General features: G+C 70.8%; 17 protein-coding genes. 9 read left to right on the forward strand and 8 right to left on the reverse strand.

Annotation, left to right across the window (positions count from 1 at the left end):
* Positions 1-4 precede the first annotated feature (4 nt).
* The 3 genes from ACZ4SF_RS06925 to ACZ4SF_RS06935 are packed head-to-tail and all read left to right on the forward strand — an operon-like array spanning position 5 to position 3,301.
* Positions 5-1,174, forward strand: a complete 1,170-nt coding sequence (locus ACZ4SF_RS06925) for a toxic anion resistance protein (RefSeq protein ID WP_468379270.1) — start codon at positions 5-7, stop codon at positions 1,172-1,174.
* On the forward strand, positions 1,171-2,712 hold the full coding sequence (locus tag ACZ4SF_RS06930; RefSeq protein WP_468379272.1) for a vWA domain-containing protein: 1,542 nt from the start codon (positions 1,171-1,173) through the stop codon (positions 2,710-2,712). The genes ACZ4SF_RS06925 and ACZ4SF_RS06930 overlap by 4 nt, the downstream gene beginning before the upstream one ends.
* The gene (locus ACZ4SF_RS06935) at positions 2,699-3,301 is read left to right on the forward strand and encodes a hypothetical protein (RefSeq protein ID WP_468379275.1); all 603 of its coding nucleotides are present in this window, start codon (positions 2,699-2,701) and stop codon (positions 3,299-3,301) included. The genes ACZ4SF_RS06930 and ACZ4SF_RS06935 overlap by 14 nt, the downstream gene beginning before the upstream one ends.
* A gap of 117 nt (positions 3,302-3,418) precedes the next feature.
* On the opposite strand, the gene ACZ4SF_RS06940 is transcribed toward ACZ4SF_RS06935, so the two are convergent.
* Positions 3,419-5,242, reverse strand: a complete 1,824-nt coding sequence (locus tag ACZ4SF_RS06940) for a phosphoenolpyruvate carboxykinase (GTP) (RefSeq protein WP_468379278.1) — start codon at positions 5,240-5,242, stop codon at positions 3,419-3,421.
* Between the two features lie 280 nt (positions 5,243-5,522).
* Here ACZ4SF_RS06940 and trhA point away from each other — a divergent pair, with 280 nt between their 5' ends.
* The 4 genes from trhA (at position 5,523) to ACZ4SF_RS06960 (ending at position 7,909) form a co-directional block, all read left to right on the forward strand.
* Positions 5,523-6,236 carry a PAQR family membrane homeostasis protein TrhA gene (trhA, locus tag ACZ4SF_RS06945; RefSeq protein ID WP_468379281.1) on the forward strand — a complete coding sequence of 238 codons (714 nt, stop codon included), beginning with the start codon at positions 5,523-5,525 and terminating at the stop codon, positions 6,234-6,236.
* 120 nt (positions 6,237-6,356) lie between these two features.
* A complete protein-coding gene (locus tag ACZ4SF_RS06950) occupies positions 6,357-6,506 on the forward strand; it encodes a hypothetical protein (RefSeq protein WP_468379285.1) in 150 nt (49 codons plus the stop codon).
* 5 nt (positions 6,507-6,511) lie between these two features.
* A complete protein-coding gene (locus ACZ4SF_RS06955; protein ID WP_468379288.1) occupies positions 6,512-7,144 on the forward strand; it encodes a TetR/AcrR family transcriptional regulator in 633 nt (210 codons plus the stop codon).
* 33 nt (positions 7,145-7,177) lie between these two features.
* Complete coding sequence (locus ACZ4SF_RS06960; RefSeq protein ID WP_468379291.1) at positions 7,178-7,909, forward strand: Mut7-C RNAse domain-containing protein; 732 nt, start codon at positions 7,178-7,180, stop codon at positions 7,907-7,909.
* On the opposite strand, the gene ACZ4SF_RS06965 is transcribed toward ACZ4SF_RS06960, so the two are convergent.
* The 5 genes from ACZ4SF_RS06965 to ACZ4SF_RS06985 all read right to left on the reverse strand — a co-directional run bounded on the left by ACZ4SF_RS06965 (position 7,910) and on the right by ACZ4SF_RS06985 (position 16,649).
* On the reverse strand, positions 7,910-10,306 hold the full coding sequence (locus ACZ4SF_RS06965) for a galactose oxidase-like domain-containing protein (RefSeq protein ID WP_468379295.1): 2,397 nt from the start codon (positions 10,304-10,306) through the stop codon (positions 7,910-7,912). It abuts the gene before it with no gap.
* The gene (locus ACZ4SF_RS06970) at positions 10,303-11,487 is read right to left on the reverse strand and encodes a glycosyltransferase (protein WP_468379298.1); all 1,185 of its coding nucleotides are present in this window, start codon (positions 11,485-11,487) and stop codon (positions 10,303-10,305) included. The genes ACZ4SF_RS06965 and ACZ4SF_RS06970 overlap by 4 nt, the downstream gene beginning before the upstream one ends.
* Complete coding sequence (locus ACZ4SF_RS06975; protein WP_468379301.1) at positions 11,484-13,136, reverse strand: ArnT family glycosyltransferase; 1,653 nt, start codon at positions 13,134-13,136, stop codon at positions 11,484-11,486. The genes ACZ4SF_RS06970 and ACZ4SF_RS06975 overlap by 4 nt, the downstream gene beginning before the upstream one ends.
* A complete protein-coding gene (locus ACZ4SF_RS06980; RefSeq protein WP_468379303.1) occupies positions 13,133-14,401 on the reverse strand; it encodes a glycosyltransferase in 1,269 nt (422 codons plus the stop codon). Before ACZ4SF_RS06980 ends, ACZ4SF_RS06975 begins: the two co-directional genes overlap by 4 nt.
* A 214-nt stretch (positions 14,402-14,615) precedes the next feature.
* Complete coding sequence (locus tag ACZ4SF_RS06985) at positions 14,616-16,649, reverse strand: thioredoxin domain-containing protein (protein ID WP_468379306.1); 2,034 nt, start codon at positions 16,647-16,649, stop codon at positions 14,616-14,618.
* Positions 16,650-17,011: 362 nt separating this feature from the next.
* On the opposite strand from ACZ4SF_RS06985, the gene ACZ4SF_RS06990 reads away from it, so the two are divergent.
* Positions 17,012-20,218, forward strand: a complete 3,207-nt coding sequence (locus ACZ4SF_RS06990) for a tetratricopeptide repeat protein (protein WP_468379309.1) — start codon at positions 17,012-17,014, stop codon at positions 20,216-20,218.
* A 9-nt stretch (positions 20,219-20,227) separates the two neighbouring features.
* Here ACZ4SF_RS06990 and ACZ4SF_RS06995 read toward each other — a convergent pair whose 3' ends face one another.
* Positions 20,228-20,476, reverse strand: a complete 249-nt coding sequence (locus ACZ4SF_RS06995) for a hypothetical protein (RefSeq protein ID WP_468379312.1) — start codon at positions 20,474-20,476, stop codon at positions 20,228-20,230.
* Positions 20,469-21,350 carry a mycothiol conjugate amidase Mca gene (mca, locus tag ACZ4SF_RS07000; RefSeq protein WP_468379314.1) on the reverse strand — a complete coding sequence of 294 codons (882 nt, stop codon included), beginning with the start codon at positions 21,348-21,350 and terminating at the stop codon, positions 20,469-20,471. The genes ACZ4SF_RS06995 and mca overlap by 8 nt, the downstream gene beginning before the upstream one ends.
* 103 nt (positions 21,351-21,453) lie before the next feature.
* Between mca and ACZ4SF_RS07005 the strand changes: the two genes are divergently transcribed.
* Complete coding sequence (locus tag ACZ4SF_RS07005; protein WP_468379317.1) at positions 21,454-21,861, forward strand: DUF4307 domain-containing protein; 408 nt, start codon at positions 21,454-21,456, stop codon at positions 21,859-21,861.
* The last annotated feature ends 140 nt before the right edge of the window (positions 21,862-22,001 follow it).

Here is a 22,001-nt window from a genome sequence, read left to right on the forward strand (position 1 = left end):
GCACATGACCGGCCATGACAGCGAGTTCACGCTCACGCCGCCCGAGGTCGCCCTGCCCGTACCGAAGGACAAGGCCGGCGGGCTGGTGCCCGTCGAGGACGGGGTGCGCACCGACATGGAACGCAAGGCCGCCGCCTTCGTCGGGCAGCTGGCCACGCTCGACGCCCGCTCGCCCGAGTTCGCGGGCAAGGTCGGCGAGATCACCGGACTCGGCGCGGGCGAGATGCGTACCGCCGCCGCCCAGTCCAACCGGATGCTGGAGCGGGCCGTGCGCAGCCTGCCCGACAAGGGCGGGCAGGCCCAGGCGAAGGTCGCCGGCTCGCTCGTGGAACTGCGCAGGGTGGTGGAGGACCTCGACCCGAGGGACCTGCCCGCGGGCAAGGGACGGAAATTCCTGTCCCGGCTGCCCGGCGGCAACAGGCTCCGCGACCACCTCGCCAAGTACGCCTCCGCGCAGGGCACGCTCAACAGGATCGTGGGCGCGCTGCGCGGCGGCCAGGACGAACTGCGCCGGGACAACGCCGCGTTGCAGACCGAGCGGGTGCGGCTGTGGGAGACCATGGGCAAACTCCAGGAGTACGTCGTCCTCACCCAGGCCCTGGACGCCGCCGTGGAGGAGCACATCACCGGGGCCGGCGACCCGCAGGACGCCGACACCCTCCGCGCCGACGTGCTCTTCCCCGTCCGGCAGAAGCACCAGGACCTGCTCACCCAGCTCGCGGTGTGCGCCCAGGGCTACCTCGCCATGGACGTCGTACGCCGCAACAACGAGGAACTGATCAAGGGCGTCGACCGGGCGGCCACGACCACCGTCTCGGCCCTGCGCATCTCCGTGATGCTGGCCTCCGCCCTGGACACCCAGAAGAAGGTCGTCGAGCAGGTCAACGCGCTGCGCGGGACCACGGAGGACCTCATCCGGGGCAACGCCGAGATGCTCGCCACGCAGAGCGGCGAGATCCAGCGCATCGCCGCCGATCCGGCCGTCGGCGCCGAGACGCTGCGCTCGGCGTTCCAGCAGATCTACCGCACCCTCGACGCCATCGACAGCTACAAGGTCCAGGCGACCGAGGTCATGGCGAACACGGTCAGGTCGCTCACGGACGAACTGCACAGCGCCTCCGCCCACCTGGAGCGCAGCCGCGCCCAGGGCGCACTGGAAGGCGGCCTCGGATGAGACGACGGTCCGTACTCGCCCTGGTCGCGGCGACGGCCGCCCTGCTGAGCGCCTGCACGGCGCAGCCGGAGCACGAGGACGACCCGTCCGCTCCGCAGCCCGGCACCCTCCGCGTTCTCGCCTCCAGCGAACTCAGCGACATGACCGCCGTCTTCGACCGTGTCCACAAGGACACCGGCATCACCGTCCGGCCCACCTACATGGGCACCCTGGACGCGGTCGACCTGCTCGCCCGGGGCAGGACGGACGGGGCGTACGACGCGCTGTGGCTGTCCTCGGACGACTACCTGCGGCTGCGGCCCGAGGCCGCGAAGAAGGTCGTCTCCGAGACGCCCGTCATGTCCAGCCCGGTCGCCATCGGCGTGAAGCCGGCCACCGTCCGGGCCCTCGGCTGGAAGCCGGAGACCGTGACCTGGTCCCAGGTCGGACAGGCCGTGCGGGACGGCAGACTGACCTACGGCATGACCGACCCGGCCCGCTCCAACTCCGGCTTCGCCACGCTGATCTCGGTCGCCTCCGCGCTCTCCGGCGCCCAGTCCGCGCTCACCGACGCCGACGTGGCGAAGGCGACGCCCCGGCTGAAGGAGTTCTTCACGGGGCAGAAGCTGACCTCCGGGTCGTCGGGCTGGCTGGCCGGCGCCTACCAGCGGCGCGGCACCGTCGACGCCCTGCTCAACTACGAGTCGGTCCTCAAGGACATCCCGGGCCTCACCGTGATCCGGCCCCGCGACGGCGTCGTCACCGCCGACTACCCGTTCTCCTCGCTCGCCGCCACCGACGCCCGCACCCGCGAGGACGTCCGCAAGGTGACCGCCGACCTGCGCACCGACGCCGTGCAGAAGCTGATCACCGAGACCACCCACCGCCGCCCGGTCGTCCCCTCGGTACGGCCCGCGACCGGCCTGGACACCAGCCGGCGCCGCGAACTGCCCTTCCCCGGCAGCCGCTCGGTCGCCGACAAGCTGCTCGACTCGTACGAGAACGAGCTGCGCCGCCCCTCCCGGACGGTGTACGTCCTCGACACCTCCGGCTCCATGGAGGGCGACCGGATCGCCGCGCTGAGGAAGGCGCTGTCCGGGCTCACCGGCGACTTCCGGGACCGCGAGGAGGTGACCCTGATGCCGTTCGGCTCGGCCGTGAAGAGCGTGCGCACCCACGTGGTGGACCCCGAGGACCCGAAGGCGGGCCTCGCCGCCATCCGCCGGGACACCGACGCACTCAGCGCCGACGGCGGCACCGCCATCTACACCTCGCTGGAGCAGGCGTACGACCACCTGGGCGCCGGCACGGACGCCTTCACCTCGATCGTGCTGATGACCGACGGCGAGAACACCGCCGGCGCCGAAGCGGGCGACTTCGACGGCTTCTACCGCGCCCTCGGCGGCAGCCGGCGGGAGATCCCCGTCTTCCCCATCCTCTTCGGCGACTCCTCCCGCTCCGAGCTGCAGCACATCGCCGACCTGACCGGCGGCCGGCTCTTCGACGCCCAGCGGGGCTCGCTGGACGGCGCCTTCGAGGAGATCCGTGGCTACCAGTAAGGTCCTCGGCTACCTGGAGTCCCGCAAGAGCCTCACCGGCAGCGCCTGCGGGCTGCTGGGCCTGGCGTTGACGTTCACGGGGGTCGCGGGAGCGTACTGGCCGGTCGTGGTCGCCGGACTCTACGGCGCGGGCGCGCTGGTCGCCCCGCCCGAGCGGCCCGCCCTGCCCGACTTCCCGAGCCCCTCGGCCCAGCTGGACGCGGTCCGCGCCGACCTCGGGAAACTGGGCGCCTATCTCGCGGACGTCGACCTGCCGCCGACGGCCGCCGCCCGGCTCACCGAGCTGACCGGCCTGCTGACCGCGCTGCTGGAACCGGGCTGGGTCGCCGAGGCGCTCGCCCAGGACCCGGAGGGCGTGCACACCGTCTCCCGGGCGGTACGGCAGGACATCCCCGAGGCCGTGGACGCCTTCGTGCGCACCCGCTGGTGGACGCGCCTGACGCCGGGCACCGAACCGCCGGAGCGGCACCTGGAACGCCAGCTCGGACTGCTCCACGAAGAGGCCGGACAGCTGGCCTCGGCCCTGCGGGACGCCGAGCAGCGCAGGCAGGAGTCGCACACGCGGTATCTGGAGGACCGCGGCAACTGAACACGGGGCCCCGCACGCCTTCGTGCGGGGCCCCGGCAGGTGGTCACCGCGGCCGGTCGTGACGATCGCTGGTCAGGGCACATCCGGACCGGCCGCGGAGTCTTTCGGGTGCGGGCCTCAGCCCAGGCGCTCGACCAGCGCCCGGTACTGGTCCCACAGCTCCTTCGGAGTGTGGTCACCGAAGGTGTTGAGGTGCTCGGGGACCAGGGCGGCCTCCTCGCGCCAGACCTCCGTGTCGACCTTGAGCAGGAAGTCCAGGTCGGAGTCGGACAGTTCCAGGCCCGCGGTGTCCAGGGCGTCCTTCGTCGGCAGGACGCCGATCGGGGTCTCGACGCCCTCGGCCTTGCCGTCCAGGCGCTCCACGATCCACTTCAGGACACGGGAGTTCTCGCCGAAGCCCGGCCAGACGAACTTGCCCTCGTCGTTCTTGCGGAACCAGTTGACGTAGTAGATCTTCGGCAGCTTGGACTGGTCCTTGTCCTTGGCCACGTCGACCCAGTGGGCCATGTAGTCGCCCATGTTGTAGCCGCAGAACGGCAGCATCGCGAACGGGTCGCGGCGCAGCTCGCCGACCTTGCCCTCGGCCGCGGCGGTCTTCTCGGAGGCGACGTTGGCGCCGAGGAAGACGCCGTGGTTCCAGTCGAAGGACTCCGTCACCAGCGGCACCGCGGTGGCGCGCCGGCCGCCGAACAGGATCGCCGAGATCGGCACGCCCTTCGGGTCCTCCCACTCGGGCGCGATGATCGGGCACTGCGAGGCGGGGACGGTGAAGCGGGCGTTGGGGTGGGCGGCCGGGACGTCGGAGGCCGGCGTCCAGTCGTTGCCCTTCCAGTCGGTCAGGTGGGCCGGGGACTCCTCGGTCATGCCCTCCCACCAGACGTCGCCGTCGTCGGTGAGCGCGACGTTGGTGAAGACCGCGTTGCCCCACAGGGTCTTCATCGCGTTGGCGTTGGTGTGCTCACCGGTGCCGGGCGCGACGCCGAAGAAGCCGGCCTCGGGGTTGATCGCGTAGAGGCGGCCGTCCTCGCCGAAGCGCATCCAGGCGATGTCGTCGCCGATGGTCTCCACGGTCCAGCCGGAGATCGTGGGCTCCAGCATGGCGAGGTTGGTCTTGCCGCAGGCGGACGGGAAGGCGGCGGCGACGTACTTGGACTCGCCCTGCGGCGGGGTCAGCTTGAGGATCAGCATGTGCTCGGCGAGCCAGCCCTCGTCACGCGCCATGACGGAGGCGATGCGCAGCGCGTAGCACTTCTTGCCGAGCAGGGCGTTGCCGCCGTAGCCGGAGCCGTAGGACCAGATTTCACGCGACTCGGGGAAGTGCGAGATGTACTTGGTCTGGTTGCAGGGCCACGGCACGTCCTGCTGGCCCGGCTCCAGCGGGGCGCCGAGGGTGTGGACGGCCTTGACGAAGAAGCCCTCCTCGCCCAGCTCGTCCAGGACGGCCTGGCCCATGCGCGTCATGGTGCGCATGGAGACGGCGACGTAGGCGGAGTCGGTGATCTCCACGCCCAGCGCGGACAGGGGGGAGCCGAGCGGGCCCATGCAGAACGGGACGACGTACATCGTGCGGCCCCGCATCGAGCCCCGGAACAGGCCCTTCTCACCGGAGAAGATCTCCCGCATCTCGGCGGGGGCCTTCCAGTGGTTGGTCGGGCCCGCGTCCTGTTCCTTCTCGGAGCAGATGAAGGTGCGGTCCTCGACGCGCGCGACGTCGGTCGGGTCGGAGGCGGCGTAGTAGGAGTGCGGGCGCTTGATCGGGTCGAGCTTCTTGAACGTTCCCTTGGCGACCAGTTCCGCGCACAGCCGCTCGTACTCGGCCTCGGAGCCGTCACACCAGACCACGCTGTCCGGCTGCGTCAGTTCGGCGATCTCGTTGACCCACGAGATCAGTTCCTGGTGGTTGGTGGGGACGACGGTGGGAGCCGCGTTGTCGCGCGCCACGATTGCTCCTAAAAGAGGGATTTTTGTCTTGTTCGCCCCGTGGGGGCCGCGGCCCGGACGCTTCGTAGCCGCTCATCCGGTGCCGACCGCACTCATTTGATCATCCGATTCTAGTGCGCATCTGTCCAGAGGGCATCACAGGTGAGCGACGTGAGGAATCCCACGGTTAACGTGATTCTTTGCGTCCGCATTGGGTTCAACTGAAGGACTTTTTGCTCCACCCCGTTGGATGACCGTGCATTGATGGGCGACTTACGGAAGCGTCGGTACGATGCGGCGCATGACTGCGTCCGTCCCCGACGCGCCCATGGACCCGCCGGCCGCCGGCCGCGGTCCCGTGGCGCTCTCCTTGCCGCATCCGGTCAAGCCCAGGCTCCGCGGCTGGCTGCACCTCGGCATGTTCCCGGCCGTACTCATCGCGGGCCTCGTGCTCACCGCCCTCGCCGACTCGACCAGAGGCCGCGTCGCCTGCGGTGTCTACGTCCTGACAGCCTGTCTCCTGTTCGGCGTCAGCGCGCTGTACCACCGGGGCAACTGGAGCCCCCGCATGGACGGTGTCCTGCGCCGCCTGGACCACGCCAACATCTTCCTGATCATCGCCGGCACCTACACCCCGCTCACCCTGCTGCTCCTGCCCGACGGCAAGGGCCGATGGCTGCTGTGGGGCATCTGGGCCGCCGCGGCGGCCGGCATCGTCTTCCGCGTCTTCTGGGTCGGCGCCCCGCGCTGGCTCTACACGCCCTGCTACATCGCGATGGGCTGGGCGGCCGTCTTCTTCCTGCCCGACTTCCTGCGCGAGGGCGGCATCGCCGTCCTGGTCCTGGTCGTCGTCGGCGGCCTGCTCTACAGCGCCGGCGGCGTCGTCTACGGCATCAAGCGCCCGAACCCGTCACCGCGCTGGTTCGGCTTCCACGAAGTCTTCCACTCCCTCACCCTCGCCGCGTTCGTCGTCCACTACGTCGGCATCTCGCTGGTGGCGTACCAGCACGCATAACCCCTTCCCACCGCCCGTTTCCGGCCACGACTCACCCGAGTCGTGGCCGTTTTCGCGCCCCCGGAATCCCCCCCCCCCCCGCATTGACAGTCTCATTATTTTCAAAGTTGCTTTCATTTCATGGTGACTGTCACGCACGCGGGCGAGACGCTGGTGGCCCTCGTCTCGGCCCTGCCGGCCGCCGCGTTCCCGCCGGGCACGTCCGCCGCGGCGGCCGGGCCGGGGGGCGCCGCGCGGATGGCCACGTCCGGGAGCGATGCCCGACAATGACCCGCATGACGGCCGCACGTTCTCCCTACACCCCCGCCGACGGCCCCCGACTCGGGCTGCGGGAACGGAAGAAGATCAAGACCCGTGAGGCGATCCGCGCCGCGACCTACGCACTGGTGAAGGAGCAGGGATACGACGCCACGACGATCGAGCAGATCGCCGAGCGGGCCGAGGTGTCGCCGTCGACCGTGTTCCGCTACTTCCCGACCAAGGAGGACATCGTCCTCACGGACGAGTACGACCCGCTGATGCTGGAGGAGCTGCGGTCACGTCCCGAGGGCGAGCCGTGGATGGAGTCCCTCCGGCACGTGATGCGCAAGGCCCTCGAACTGAGCGAGCAGGAGAATCCCGAGGTGCTCCGGCTGCGGGCGAACCTCGGGTTCCAGGTCCCTGCCATCCGCTCCCGGCACTTCGAGAGCATGACGGAGACCGGGCGCCTGCTCCGCCAGGCCCTCGCCGAGCGCACGGGCCGCGACCCGGAGAGCCTGGAGGTGCGCGTCAGTGCGATGGCCCTCATCGGCGGCATGATGGAGGTCTCCATGTACTGGGCGGAGAACGGTTTCGAGGAAGAGCTGCGGGACCTCATGGAGCGGGCCCTGGACGTCATGGAGGACGGGCTCCGCCCCGAAAACCCCTGAGGCCCACGGCACCGTCCGTGACATCCTGACAGGGTGAACCGACCCGAGATCCACGTCGAAGTCGCCCCGGAACTCCATCTGTTCGTGCCGGCCGCCCGCCGCGGCGGAGCCACGGCCCTGGCCACGGACGGCGTCTCGACGCTCGGTCACGTGGTCGAGTCCCTCGGCGTCCCGCTCACCGAGGTCGGCACCCTGGTCGTGGACGACCACGAGGTGCCCGTCTCGCACATCCCGGCGGCCGGCGAGCGTGTCTCGGTCCGTGCGGTGGAACGACCCCAGCAGGTCCCCGGCGCACCGCTCCGCTTCCTCCTCGACGTCCACCTCGGCACCCTTGCCCGCCGGCTGCGACTGCTCGGCGTGGACGCGGCGTACGAGTCGACGGACATCGGCGACCCGGCACTCGCCGCCCGCTCGGCGGCCGAGAAGCGGGTGATGCTCAGCCGCGACCGTGGCCTGCTGCGCCGCCGGGAACTGTGGGCCGGCGCGTTCGTCTACAGCACCCGCCCCGACGACCAGCTCCACGACGTCCTGGACCGCTTCGCCCCCGAGCTGCGCCCCTGGACCCGCTGCACCGCCTGCAACGGCCTGCTCGAGGAGGCCACCAAGGAAGAGGTGGCCGACCAGCTCAAGGGCGGCACGCAGCGGTCGTACGATGTCTTCGCCCAGTGCACGGACTGCGGTCGCGCGTACTGGAAGGGCGCGCACCACGACCAGCTCGAAGCGATCGTGGCACGCGCCCTCGCGGACTTCAGCGGACGGAAGTGACTACCGCACGTCTCCCTTCCCGCACGCGACCTTGTCCCCGTTGCGGTCCAGTCCGAGGGGATCGTCACCGCCGTTGACCTTCAGACGTCCGTAGTGGTTCTGCTTCAGCCAGGTACAGCGAGCCGCAGCCGTCTTCTTCACCTTCGGCGGAAACACCGTCGGTACGCACACGTTGACCGAGCCGTAGTGCCGGTCGCAGCCGGAGACGACCGGGCTCACCTTCTGTGACGTCCGCTTCTTGCCGGGGCCGGTGACCTTGCCGGTCAGCGAGTCGGCGAAGGAGTGCACGTGCGGGGAGGCGGCGGAGGCGCTCAGGGCCGTCGGTCCCGTCAGGTGCACCCACTTGGCCACCGACGGCACCCCGTTCGCGTCGACCGCGAAGAGCATGTACCAGCCGGGCGGGGCCAGGTTGGGGTTGTTCGTGACGTTCAGGTCGACGTTGTTGCCCTCCACCGACAGCGGCAGGTCGACGAAGCGCTGGTTCGGGTCGGAGGAGTGGGTCACCGCGGCCGGGCGGATGAGTTCCGCCCTGGCGATGGGCCGGTCGACCGTGATCCGCTGCGTGTCGCCGTACTTCCACTCCTGGTTGATCACCGAGGTGATCGCCGGCCGGGTGCCCTGGTAGAGGTAGGGCGGGGTGTAGACGGACACGTTGTGGTTCCAGGTGCCGTTGCCCGGGTTGTCGCCCGTGGCCATCACCCGGCCGTCGGGCAGCAGGAACGCCGAGGAGTGGTAGCCGCGGGCTTCGGGGTCGGCGGCCACCGGGTCGAAGGTGTTCGTCCCCGGGTCGTAGATCGAGGACTCGTACACCGGGTCGGCCCGGTTGTGCAGGGCGCCGCCGGTCTCCAGCACCTTGCCGTCGGGCAGCAGGACGGCGGAGACGTACATCTTGCCCTGGTTGCCGGTCTCGGCGATCTTGCCGCCGCCGAGGTCGACCGTGCCCTGCGGAAGCGGCGGCCCGGCGACGTACGACGGGTTCGGCTGCTTGAGGTCGATCAGATCGGTGAGCCGGTTCGCGTCGGGGTTGGAGTCGATGTTGCCACCGCCGAGGGTGAGCACCTTCTGGTCCTGCGCCGGGGGCAGCAGCACGGACGCCGACTGGTCGCGCTCGTCCTTCTTCTGCAGGCCGGGGATCTGCGTGACCGTGTTGGCGTCGTAGTCGTAGACGGCCGAGCCGGTGCCGGGGATGTTGTTGCCGAAGACGTGGCTGCCCGAGTAGAAGAGCCGGCCGTCCTGCATGAGGATCATCGCCGGGTACAGACCCCAGTACGACCAGGTCTGGTTGACCTTCCACAGTGGCTGCCACTGCCGGTCCTTGTCCGACCAGCGCTCGGCGGTCACCGATCCGGTGGAGTCCTCGCGGAGACCGCCGAAGGAGATGACGTCACCGTTGCCGAGTTCGGTCGCCGACGGGTACCAGTGGCCGTCGTTCATGTCGTTGGTCTTGCTGTAGGTCTCGGTCTTCGGGTCGAAGATGTACGAGTCCTTGAAGCCCTCGTAGCCGTGCCCGCCCGCGACCGGGTACGCCTTGTTGCCGCTCATGACGAGCACCCGGCCGTCCTGGAGCTGGACATGGCCGGCGCAGAACATGTCCTTGGGCGTGGGGACGACCTTGTAGGTGCCCTTGGCCGGGTCGTACACCGCGGAGGTGAACGTGCCCGCGTTGAACTGCTCCTCGCTGTTGCCGGAGCCGGCGATGAGCAGCACCTTGCCGTTGCTGAGGACGACGGAGTGCATGGAGCGGACGGGGTTCTTCGTCGCCAGCACCGACCAGCTGCCGTTGGCGCACTGGTCGGCGCTCCCGGTGCACCGGGCGGGCGGGAGCGGGACGGCGACCTGCTCCATGGTGTAGTCGTCGGTGGTCGCCGAGCCGGTGCCGTAGACGGAGACACCCCAGGTGATCCGGTCGGTGCCGGCCGGGACCTCGGGGGTGCGGACCGTGGCCTGCGTCCAGCCGGAGGCGACCCCGAGGGTCTTGAGGTCGGTCCAGTACTGCCAGCCGGCCGTGGTGTCGTGCCGGAACAGGGTGATGTTGGCGTCGGGTGTGGTGGTCTTGTACCAGAGCCCGAGGTCGTACTGCTTGCCGACGGAGACCACCGGCGCGCAGTCGGTGGACTCGGTGATCAGCGCCTTGCGGTCTCCGTCGACCCGCCGGGTCAGCGAGACCTTCATCGCTCTGGCGCCGGAGTGGGCGTCGGAGGTGGTCGCGAAAGTGAAGTCGTTGTCGCCCCAGCCCGATTTCTCCCAGCAGTACGGCATGTCGCCGGTGCCTGCGGTCTCGAAGCCGGGGTTCTTGACGAGGTTGGCGGCCTCCGCGCTCTGCGGTGAGGTGAGGAGCAGACCGGCGGTCAGGGCGCCCACCCCGACCAGCGCGGTCCGTCTGCGGTATCTGCTCACACGGCTCTCCTTGCGGTCGTACGGTTCCCGGCTCGGCGGCGCGGGAGATAGACCAGCGCTTCGGTGCCCGCGAAGCGCAGGACGAACGTCAGCACCAGCGCGAGCGCCGTGGCCGGCAGGGCGCCCATGCCGAACCGGTGCACGAGCAGCGCGATGAGCGGGATGCGCAGCACGAGGTCGGCGTTGGCGAGCAGGGCGAACCGGCCGAGCCGGTCCCAGCCGCGGCGGTGCTCGCGCCGGTCCCGGAACAGCAACTGCTCGATGAGCAGGAAGTTCCAGGCGACGCCCAGCTGGTTGGCGAGGATCTCGGCGGGCAGGTAGTGCAGGCCGAGGGCGGTGAAGGCGTACAGGCCCAGCAGGTTGGGCACGAATCCGCTCGCGCCGATCAGCCCGAAGCCGATCAGGCGGGCGAGGGGCGTGGCGGTGCGCAGTCCGGCGAGGTGGCGCAGGAAGCGGAAGCCTTCCCTGGCCGTGGACTTGGACTCGCCGGCGAACCGGTCCTGGAAGACGAACGGCACCTCGGCGACCCTGCGGGGGCGGCTGCGCACGGCCAGTTCGAGCAGGATCTTGTAGCCGAGGGGCCTGAGGACGTCCGGGGTGACCGCGCTGCGGCGGATGGCGAAGAACCCGCTCATCGGGTCGCTGATGCCGTGCAGCCGGCGCGGGAACAGGGCCTTGGTGAGCCAGGTCGCGCCGCGCGAGACGGCCACCCGGTAGCCGCCGGCGAGCCCGGCCCGGCTGCCGCCCTCGATGTACCGGGAGGCGACGACGAGTTCGGCCGCGGCCCGCTCCCCGGTGGCGACCAGATCCGGGACCAGGGACGGCGGATGCTGGCAGTCGCCGTCCATGACGACGATCCACTCCGAGCCGGCCGCCTTCAGTCCCTCGACCACGGCCCCGCCGAGCCCGCCGACGGGATCCTCGCGGTGCACGACGGCCACCGGGAACGGACAGTCCTGGGCGGCCTTCTCGATCACGTCGGGGGTGTCGTCGGTGGAGTCGTCCACGAAGACGACCTCACAGGGCAGCCGGGCGGGCACCGACTCGGTGATCAGGTGCAGCAGCCGGCGGACGTTCCCCGACTCGTTGAAGGTCGGTACGACGATGGTGACGGCCCCGGGCTCCGGTACCTCGACGGCGTCGAGGCCGGGAACGGGGGTGGTGTACTCGTGGTTCGTCATCGGACGCCTCCCGCGGTCGCCGCCTGGATCTGCCGGATCTCGATGCGGTCGTCGCCGGTGCCGAAGGTGGCGACCGGCGTGGAGTGCTCGATGGCAGCCCGGACGTTGGGCAGGTCCTTGGCGTCCCGGCGGACGGTCGGCGAGGCGACGACGTAGTCGAGGTCCCGCCAGCCCCGCGGCATGGTCTTGGTGACGGCGGGGTCGAGGTCGGCCTTGTAGAACCAGACGGCCCCGAGCCCGGGCCGGTACCCGGCGTGCACGAGGTCGAGCCACAGGGCGTCGTCGACGAGGACCCGGGTGTCCTCCGGGTCGTCCACCTTGCTGCCGAGCCAGTGGGACGCCTGCCGGTAGGGCTTGTTGGCGTCGGCGGTGAGGGCGGTGCGGGTGCCGTCGTACCAGTGCGGGACGACGTAGGCGCCCGCGGCGAGCGCGAGGACGGCGGCCAGCGCGTACCGGCCGGCCGAGACGGCCCGCTTCTCGCCCTCGGCACGCCACCGCCGCAGCACCGCGTGGGCCACGGAGGCCGCGCCGCCGGCCAGCACCAGGGCGAGGAAGGGCAGCGCGCCGATGACGTACATGGCGGGCAGGTAGCCGTCCGGGCGCATCGCCACGGCGGCGAGGATCGCCACCGCCAGGGCAGGACCGGCGAGGGCGCGGGCGGTGACCGACCAGCGCCAGGTGAGGATGAGCAGGAGGGCGCCGGCGAGTCCGCCGAGGGGCAGGACGCGGTCGTAGTACAGCCAGGAGTGCAGCACCCCGTACGAACCGGAGTCCGGGTCGAGGACGAATCCCGAACCGGGCCGGGACATCTGGTACTTGATGCCGTCCAGCAGTGAGACGTGTCCGCTGCCCGGGAACAGCTCGCCCTTCAGCAGGGCGAAGAGCGGGTAGGAGAAGCCGATCAGGGCGCAGGCGGTGACGGCTCCGGTGAGGGCGAACTTGCGGGTGTCGCGGTGGCTGTGCCGCCACATGGTGACGAACAGGGCGGGCAGGACGACGAGCATCGTCTCCTTGGTGAGGACGCCCGCGGCGGCGGCGAGGCCCGCGCCGAAGTGGTGCCAGAGGTGGCGGCTGGGCGAGGCGGCGAGGCAGAACGCCAGCAGCAGCCACATCACGGCGATGTTGTCGAGGAAGATCTCCCGGCTGAGGACGACCGCGAGCGGGGAGAGCCCGAAGAGGGCCATGCCGAGTCCGGCGGCCCAGCGCGGCAGGGAGAGCCGGCGGCCCAGGACGTAGACGAGGACCGCGCTGGTCCCGCTGATCACGAGCATGGTGATCCGCATGGCGCCGACGGTCATGGAGTCGGGGCTGAGCACGGAGGGGATCCAGGTGAGCAGGGCTATCTGGATCCAGCCGAGCGGCGGGTGGTCGTACCAGTAGGTGTAGTGGGCGAGGCCCCGGCCCTCCTGGACGGCCCAGGCCTGGGCGAGGTAGGTGCCCTCGTCGTCGCTGAGGGTCGGGTAGGCGGCGATGTTCCAGCCCTGGACGACGAGGATCGCCATGAGCAGGACACCGCAGAGCAGCAGGTCGGAACGGGAGGAGCGGAGCCTCACCGGAGGCTGCGTTCGACCGGTCGAACGAGTCGTGGGCGCAGGCCGGCGTTGCGCGGGGACCTTCGCTCCGGTCACCGCGGGAAGAGTCGAGGTCACGCGGGAACGTCCTCTCGGATCGGCTCGGCCGCGGTGAGGTGCGCGCCGACGTGGGTGGTCAGCTCCCAGTCGTTACGGCCGCGCTGCTCGCGCCACACGGCGCGGATCGCGGCTCCTGCGAGGAGTACCTGGTAGAAGGGACCGCCCACGATGAGCTTGACGTAGTGGACGAAACGGACCCGGAGGCCGTACTGCTTGCCGAAGTCGTGCAGCCCGACCACCTCGAACACGAAGGTGACGGCGGCGGTGACCAGCGGCAGGAAGGTGAGGAAGGCGACCCCGACGGGCACGTCCAGGAAGAGCGCGACGGCCGCGTTCAGCGGGATGATCACGCCGGAGAACGCCTGCAGGAACGGCGTCATCAGCGTGTACCGGGCGAGCAACCGCTGCCCGAATCCCGGCAGTTGCTTCCAGTCCTTCTTCCGGTAGACCTGGAGGAAGCCCTGGTTCCAGCGGGTGCGCTGCTTCAGCAGCGACATCAGCGTGCCCGGGGTCTCCTCGCGGGTGACCATGTCGGAGTCGTAGGCGACGACGACCTTCTTGCCGACGCTGGACAGCCGGACGCCCAGGTCGCAGTCCTCGGCGAGGCAGTTGGGGTCCCAGCCGTCCGCCTCGCGCAGCACGTCGGTGCGGACGAAGACGGTGTTGCCGCCGAGCGGGATGAACCCCTTCTGCGCGTGCAGGTGCAGCCGGGAACGGAACCAGAAGAAGTACTCCAGGCAGTTGCGCAGGCTGTACCAGCTGGAGTGGAAGTTGATGAGCTGCACTCCGCCCTGGACGACGTCCGCACCGGTGGTCCGGAACGCGTGGTCGACGTGGGCGAGCAGTTCGGGATGGACCTGGTCCTCGGCGTCGAAGACCCCGACGACGTCGCCGCGGCAGTGCGGCAGCGCCGTGTTCATGGCCTTGGGCTTGTTCTTCTTGTCGTGGGTGTCGACGACCACCCGCACCCGCGGGTCCCGGCCGGCGGCCTTCTCGGCCACCGCGGTGGTCTCGGGGTCGTCGTGTCCGACGATCACGATGATCTCGAAGTCGGCGTGTGTGGACTCCAGCAGCCGCTGGATGGTGTGGTCGAGCACGGCCTGCTCGTGCCGTGCCGGCAGGAGCAGTGAGAACGACAGGTGCTCGGCGCCGTCCGGTCTGCCGAACCGGGTGGAGGCGAGCACCTCGGGCGTGCGCCACGCGTGCATCTGCCACCACAGGGTGAAGGCTGCCATCCAGAAAAGAGCAAGCGAGACGGCAGCGATGAAGACAGACGTCAGCAAACAGATCCCCCCAGATCCGATAACCCCCCTGCGGAAGTGACGGTTCGTCACATCCGCTGCATCGCTGTGGAGAGACTAGGCGGGATCTGTGAAGTCCGGGAGCTGTTCAGATAAAAAGCGTGTTTCGTGTCGGTGCGTCGAGTAGCGGGATCTTTCCGAACACTTGCTCACTTTCGGACAGTTCCAGCCGTCCGCTTGCCCGGAAACGCGCCGCTCAGCGCGTATTCACCGCCGCGCGCAGCTGCTCCGGATCGGCGGTCGGAGCGTCACATGTGAAGTTACGGCAGACGTACGCCGCCGGTTCACCGGCGAGGAGCGGCCGGCCGGCGAGGAGCGGGAATTCGTCACTGTCCGGCGTGCCGACCGCTACGACGGCGCCCGGGGCGGTACCGAGAAGGGCCGCGCGGTGCAGGGCGGCCGTCCCCTCGTCGGCGAGGGAGGGTCCGACGACCGCGACCTCCTTCGGCCCGTCGAGCAGCGCCTCCGCGCCTGCCAGCCCCCAGCCGATGAACCGCGGAACCCGCGGCCCGAGCGTCTTCACGACCCCCAGGGCCCGCTCGGCGGCGGTGCGGTGGGACTCGGAGCCGGTGTGGGCGGCGTAGCTCAGCAGCGCGCCGGCCGCGGCGGTCCAGCCGGAGGGGGCGGCGTTGTCGGTGGGGTCCTGGGGCCGGCGGATGAGCCGCTCGGCGTCGGAGGCGGTGTCGTACAGGGCGCCGGTCTCCGGGTCGGCGAACCGGGTGAGCACGTGATCGAGGAGCAGCCCGGCGAAGTCGAGCCAGACGCCCTCGCCGGTCACCGAGGCGAGTGCCAGGAAGCCCTCGGCGACGTCGGCGTAATCCTCCAGGACGCCCGCGTTGGGGCCGACGCGGCCGTCCTTGCTGGTGCGGGCGAGCCGGGCGTGTTCGTCGAGGTGGACGCGGACGAGCAGGTCGGCGGCACCGACGGCGGCCTCGATCAGATCGGGACGGTCGAAGTAGGCGCCGGTCTCGGCGAGTGCGGCGACCGCGAGCCCGTTCCAGGCGGCGACGACCTTGTCGTCCCGGCCGGGTGCGGGCCGCTCGGCGCGCTTCGCCAGGAGCCGCGCCTTGACGGACGCCACCGTCCCGGCGTCGAAAACGCCTTCGCTCTGCGGAAGCTGGAGCACGGACTGCCCGTGCTCAAAGGTGCCCTCCTCGGTCACGCCGAAGTACTGGACGGCGAGTTCGGCGTCGTCGCCGAGGACGTTCCGGAGCTGTTCGGGCGTCCACACGTAGTACGCGCCCTCCACGTGCCGCCCGCTGCCGTCGTCGCTGTCGGCGTCGAGGGCGGAGGCGAAACCGCCTTCAGGGGTGCACAGTTCGCGGACCATGAAGTCGGCGGTCTCCAGTGCGACGCGCCGGGCCAGGTCCGATCCGGTGGCCCGCCACAGATGGGCGTACACCCGACACAAAAGGGCATTATCGTACAACATCTTCTCAAAATGGGGCACGATCCAGTCGCGGTCCACGGAGTAGCGGGCGAACCCGCCGCCGAGCTGGTCGTAGATGCCGCCGCGGGCCATCCGCTCGCACGTGTCCTGCGCCATCTGCAGCGCGCCCTCGGCGCCGGTCCGCGCGTGATGCCGCAGCAGGAACTCCAGCACCATGGACGGCGGGAACTTGGGCGCGCCGCCGAATCCGCCGCGCTGCGGGTCGTACTCGCGGGTGAGGCCGAGGAGGGCCTGCGCGAGTTCCTGCTCGCCGGGCGCCTCGGCGGCCTGCCGGACGATCTCCCGCTGGGAGAGATCGCGGACGATCTTCCCGGCGATGTCGTCGACCTCGTCGCGGCGGGTGCTCCAGGCCTGCTGGACGCCCTCCAGCACCTGCCGGAACGACGGCATGCCGTGCCGCGGGGCGGGCGGGAAATAGGTGCCGAAGTAGAAGGGTTCGGCGTCCGCCGTCAGGAACACGGTCATGGGCCAGCCGCCCTGCCCGGTGGCCGCCTGGACGGCCTCCATGTAGACGGCGTCCACGTCCGGCCGCTCCTCACGGTCGACCTTGACGCTGACGAAGTGCTCGTTGAGGTAGTCGGCGGTGGCCTGGTCCTCGAAGGACTCATGAGCCATGACGTGACACCAGTGACAGCTGCTGTACCCGACGCTCAGCAGCACGGGTTTGTTCGTCCTGCGGGCCTCGTCGAAGGCCGCGGCCGACCAGGGCCACCAGTCGACGGGGTTGTCGGCGTGCTGGAGCAGGTACGGCGACGTCTCATGAGCCAGTCGGTTCGGCATGAGTCCATCCTGCCGCAGTACCCGCACGCCGAGCGTCAGCCCCAGACGGTGACCTCGAGTTTCGCCGGGCCGGCTCACCGGGACCGTGACGAGGATTCCCACCAGCGGGATCACGATCCCGACGACCCACCAGGCCCAGCGGGGTTGGTGTGGCTGGTGTGGTTGCCGTGACTGAGGTTGATTGCTGTGACTGCTGTGGCCGCTGTGGCTGCTGTGATACCGGCGAACCCGTGAACGCGTGCGCCCGCGGGCGGAGTCCCGCACACTTCTCCCACATCCCGACGATCGTCACCCTCTCGCGCTGCCGCGTCCACCGAAGGACACTCGTAGACAAAGGAGTTGCCGCCGGAGGGGGACGGGACATGCGGGACGGTCATCGGGCCGAGGCCGAGCGGTTGCTGGTGCGGGCCGTGGAGGAGGAGGTACGGCGTTCGGGCGGGCGGATCGACGGTCAGCTGCTGCTGTCGCGGGCGCGTGGCGCGCTGGACGCGATGGCAGGGGCGGCCGGCGAGGAGTACGAGGCCTATACGCACGCTCTGGACGACGCGGAGGCCGGGCGGCTGTCCTTCGGTCAGCGGTATGCGCGCGACGGCGCCGGAACGGCCCTTCTGGTGGCGGCCGTTGCCGCGGTCGGTGCCGCCGTGGCCGACCTGTCCCTCGGTACCGGCACCGGCACGGCCCTCGGCGCGGGCGTCACCGCGGCCGCGGTGGGTGCCGCGGCCTCGGTGGTGAAGGTGGCCGGCTCCCATCTGCCCGCCGCCCACCAGCGCGCGGGCGCGGCCGGCCAGCCCGGCGGCCCGGAGCAGTTGCGGCTGCAGTGGCTGACCGCGCTGGAGGTGCGGGGCATCCGCCCGTTCCTGGACCAGCAGCGGGTGCTCAGCGCCTCCACGGGCCCGAAGAAGGCCGGCGGCGGCCCGGCGCTGCGTGGTGCGGACAAGAGCGCGGCGGCCCGGAGGCGCTCGGTGCTGGAGCAGTCGTTCGGGCAGCTTCCGGACGCCGACGGTCCGTTCGCGGGGCGGCGGACGGAGCTGGCCCGGATCAGACAGTGGGCGCAGGCGGCCCGTGCGGCCACCGAGACCCGGCCGACGGTGGTCGTGCTGCACGGCGAGCCCGGCTCCGGCCGGACCACGCTCGCGGTGCGGGCGGCGCACGAACTGCGCGACCACTTCCGGGGCGCGGTGGTGGTGGACCTGCGCGGCGGCAGCCGGGAAGAGGCGCCGCTGGCCACCCGGGACGCCCTGCTGCATCTGCTCAACCGGCTGGGCGCACCCCGCGAGCAGTTGCTGTTCCGCGAGCGGTCCTCCCCCGACCAGCAGGTCAAACGGCTCGGCGAGCTGTACCACCGGCATCTGACCGGGCTGCCGGTGACGATCGTGCTGGACGACGCCCCGGACCCTGAGCAGGTGCGCGCCCTGGTCCCGGAGCGTTCCGACAGCCTGATCCTGGTGACCGCCCGCGCACCGCTCGACCTGCCCGCGGACCTGGAGGCCTGGGTGCACCGGCTGCCGGTGCAGCCGCTGGACGCGGCGGGCGCCGAGGAACTGCTGGCCGCGACGGCCGAGGACACCGCGGGGCCGTACGACGCCGAATCGGCCGAGGGAATCCGTCAGTTGTGCGGCGGGCTGCCGCTGGCGTTGCGCATCGCGGGCTCCGCGCTCGGCCCGCGCTCACCCCGGCAGCTGGCCACGGACCTGGGGGCGTACGGCCCGGTGGAACCGGTGGAGCGGGCCCTGTGGCTGCGCTACACCGACCAGCCGGAACCCGCCCGCCGGCTGCTGCGCAGGCTCGCCCTGGCGGGCCGGGCCTCGATGGGCACGGCGGCGGCAGCCGCGCTGCTCGCCACCGACGAGGCCGAGGCCACCCGCCATCTGACGGCGCTCACCCGGGCCGGACTGCTGGACCATGTACGCGGCAGCCGCTACCGGCTGCACGACCTGGTGCGCGCCTTCGCGCACGCCCGGCTGCTGGACGAGGAGGAGCCGGCCGAGCGCGCGGCGGCGCAGGAGCGGCTGATCGTGAACTATGCGGAGCTGGCCGAGTCGGTGCTGCGCCTGGTCGACGGGAACATGTCGACGCGGTCGAACCAGTTCGGCGCGCACGGCTTCCCCTCGCTCGACGAGGCGCTGCGCTGGCTGGACGACGAGTCCAGCTTCATCACGGCGGCCCTGCGGCACGCGGAGGGCGTGAACCAGGCGGCGGTGCTGAACCTGCTCGGCGCGCTGTGCGACTACTGCCTGCTGCGCGGCGATCTGTACCGGCTCGGGGAGATCAGCGAGCTGGCGCAGTCGGTGGACCAGGGGCTGCTCGTGCGTTCGGTGCAGTGGCGCACCGGTATCGCGGCCCGGCAGCTGGGCGAGCTGGACAAGGCGCGCAGCACGCTGTCCTCGGTCGTGGACCTGTACCGGGAGGCCCACCACGACGCGGGTGCGGCCCGTGCGCTGTGCTCGCTCGGCATCACCCTGCACCACCAGGGCAACCTGCCCGAGGCCGCGGCCAAGCTGCAGGAGGCGCTGGACATGCAGGCGGCGCCGGAGCTGGCGACGGACCGGGCCTGGACCATGCACGCGCTGGCTGCCGTCCAGCGCGACCGCGCCCGGCTGGCCGAGGCGATGGACCTGCTCACCCGCTCCCTGGTGCTGCACCGCGAGGGCGGCTCGGTGCACGGCGAGGCCTGGGCGCACTTCCAGCTGGGCCAGCTGGCGCTGCGGATGGGAGACGTACCGCGCGCGGAGACGGAGCTGCAGGCGGCTCTGGAGCGGTACGGCCGCACCCGCGACGCGCGGGGTGAGGCGTGGGCGCTGACCCAGCTGGCGCGGGCGCGGCTGGTGGCCGGCGATGCCCCGGCCGCCGTGGAGAGCCTGCGCCGGGCGGTCGCCCGGCACCGGGACAACGAGGACGCGCGCGGTGAGGCGTGGACGCTGTACTACCTGGGGCAGGCGCTGGAGGAGACCGGCGACCTGGACCAGTCGGTCCGCGAGCTGGAGCGGTCCCGGACGATGTTCTCGCGGATGCGGGACGTGTACGGCCTGGCCTGCGCCCGGCACCACTCGGCCCGGGTGACCCGGGACCAGCGGGCCGCCCAGACCGGCTCGCTGCGCAACTCCGGCTTCGCCCGGCAGCTGCTGGTGGACGCGCGCGCGGACTTCCAGCGCATCGGCGTCGCCCACGGCGAGGCCTGGACCTGCCTGGAGCTGGCGGTGGTGGACGCGGGCAACGCCCGTACACAGCAGGCGCTGGCGCTGTGCGACGAGGCGCTCACCCTGTTCACTTCCTACGGCGACCTGCGCGGCGAGGACTGGGCCCGCTTCCTGCGCTGCACCCTGCTGCCGTACGCGGCACCGGGCGGGGTGGACGTCGGCACCGCGGTCGCCCAGGAGGAGCTGGCCCAGCTGGCCCGCGCCGCACACCCGCTCCGGGACGAGAAGCTGGACGACTACGTCTCCGCGTACGCCCTGCTGCTGGAGCGGGGCGTACAGCTGGAGGCGGGCTGGCAGACCTGGCGGCTGCGCATGACTCCGGACCGCCACGCCCGGGAGGTGATGGGGGTGGCGGTACCGGCGGGGCGCTGACCCCCCGTGTCAGCCCTGCCGGGCCGCGGGGCCGGCCGTGCGCTCGCCCTGCCCCTCGCCGGCGTCCGGAGACTCCTTGAAGTCGACCTTCTGCATGTGCTTGTTCATCGACTTCATCAGGCCCCACACGGCCAGGGCCATCACCGCGAACACGATGAAGCCGAGGACACCGGGGGTGACCTTCTTCTCGTCGACCTCCTTGGCGAGGGGAACGAGATGCGTCACTGCCAGGCTCACGCTTGCGCTCATGTCAGGCATTGTCCCGGATGCCCGCGAAGAGGTCGCCCTCGGGGAGGGAGGTGTCGACGAGGGACTTCGCCAGCTCGTACTCCTCCGTCGGCCAGACCTCCTTCTGCACCTCCATCGGCACCTTGAACCAGCCGCCGTCCGGGTCGATCTGGGTGGCGTGCGCGATCAGCGCCTTGTCGCGGATCTCGAAGAAGTCCGCGCACGGGACGTGCGTGGTCAGCGTGCGCTCGGTGCGCTCGAACTCCTTCCACCGCTTCAGCCAGTCCCCGTACGGCGACTCCAGGCCGCGGTCCAGCATCGCGTGGTGCAGCGCCTCGGTGCGGGGGCGGTTGAAGCCCTGGTTGTAGTAGAGCTTCAGCGGCTGGTAGGCGGGCCCGAACTCGGCCTCGGGGTACTTCTCGGTGTCCGCCGCGCCCTCGAACGCCACCATCGAGATCTTGTGGGTCATGATGTGGTCGGGGTGCGGGTAGCCGCCGTTCTCGTCGTAGGTGGTGATCACCTGCGGACGGAAGGAGCGGATCTTCCTGACCAGCTCACCGGCCGCCTTGTCGACGTCCTCCAGGGCGAAGCAGCCCTCGGGCAGCGGCGGCAGCGGGTCGCCCTCGGGCAGCCCGGAGTCGACGAACCCGAGCCACTCCTGCTTCACGCCCAGGATCTCGCGGGCCTCGTCCATCTCCTTCTTGCGTACCTCGTGGATGTGCTCCTCGATGTACTTGTCACCCTGCAGTTTGGGATTGAGGATGGACCCGCGCTCTCCGCCGGTGCAGGTCACCACCAGCACGTCCACCCCCTCGGACACGTACTTCGCCATGGTGGCCGCGCCCTTGCTCGACTCGTCGTCGGGGTGCGCGTGAACGGCCATCAGTCGCAACTGGTCAGTCAAGACTCAATCCTCGGTAAGTCGGCGCCCCCGCGTCATGGGGTGCGATCGGCGACTTCTATAGTGACCGAATCGGGGGGCGAAAAATTCCGCGGAGAGGACGATCATGAGTACGGCGAGCGCGCGGCTGCCCGAGGGCCGCTACGGCCGTGCCTCCGGCGACCGCGACAAGCGCGCCGACCGCAGGCTCAGGATCGCCGCTTCCGTACTGGGCGGGGTCGCTCTCGCCCTGCTCGGCTACTTCGCCTACCACTACATCGCGCAGAACGAGATCAGCGCCGAGGTGATCACCTTCAAGGCGTCCGACGACACGGTCCAGGCGCATCTGGAGGTCCGCAAGGACGCCGGCGCCTCCGGCTACTGCACCCTGCGTTCCCAGTCGGCCGACGGCGCCGAGGTGGGCCGGGCGGACTTCCGCTTCTCCGGGTCGGCCACCCGGATCGACAAGGTCGTGACGCTCCGTACGACGGCCCGGGGGACGACGGCCGAGCTGCTGGGCTGTCACGCCGGCTGACGGCAGGCGCACACTCCCGGCTTCACCCGGAATCCGTCCCCGCCGACCTGCGCCGATGCGATTCTTGTGGCTTATGTCCTCCCCCTTTCGCCGGGGAATTGTTAGGCTCGTGGTTTCGCCCATCCAAGAGGGAACATTCT

This window comes from Streptomyces sp. NPDC027663 (assembly GCF_055566415.1).

Coding starts and splice junctions, on each gene's coding strand:
- ACZ4SF_RS06925 (WP_468379270.1), top strand. CDS start 5: ATGACCGGCCATGACAGCGAGTTCACGCTCACGCCGCCCGAGGTCGCC.
- ACZ4SF_RS06930 (WP_468379272.1), top strand. CDS start 1,171: ATGAGACGACGGTCCGTACTCGCCCTGGTCGCGGCGACGGCCGCCCTG.
- trhA (WP_468379281.1), top strand. CDS start 5,523: ATGACTGCGTCCGTCCCCGACGCGCCCATGGACCCGCCGGCCGCCGGC.
- ACZ4SF_RS06950 (WP_468379285.1), top strand. CDS start 6,357: ATGGTGACTGTCACGCACGCGGGCGAGACGCTGGTGGCCCTCGTCTCG.
- ACZ4SF_RS06955 (WP_468379288.1), top strand. CDS start 6,512: ATGACGGCCGCACGTTCTCCCTACACCCCCGCCGACGGCCCCCGACTC.
- ACZ4SF_RS06970 (WP_468379298.1), bottom strand. CDS start 11,487: ATGACGAACCACGAGTACACCACCCCCGTTCCCGGCCTCGACGCCGTC.
- ACZ4SF_RS06985 (WP_468379306.1), bottom strand. CDS start 16,649: ATGCCGAACCGACTGGCTCATGAGACGTCGCCGTACCTGCTCCAGCAC.
- ACZ4SF_RS06990 (WP_468379309.1), top strand. CDS start 17,012: ATGCGGGACGGTCATCGGGCCGAGGCCGAGCGGTTGCTGGTGCGGGCC.
- ACZ4SF_RS06995 (WP_468379312.1), bottom strand. CDS start 20,476: ATGCCTGACATGAGCGCAAGCGTGAGCCTGGCAGTGACGCATCTCGTT.
- ACZ4SF_RS07005 (WP_468379317.1), top strand. CDS start 21,454: ATGAGTACGGCGAGCGCGCGGCTGCCCGAGGGCCGCTACGGCCGTGCC.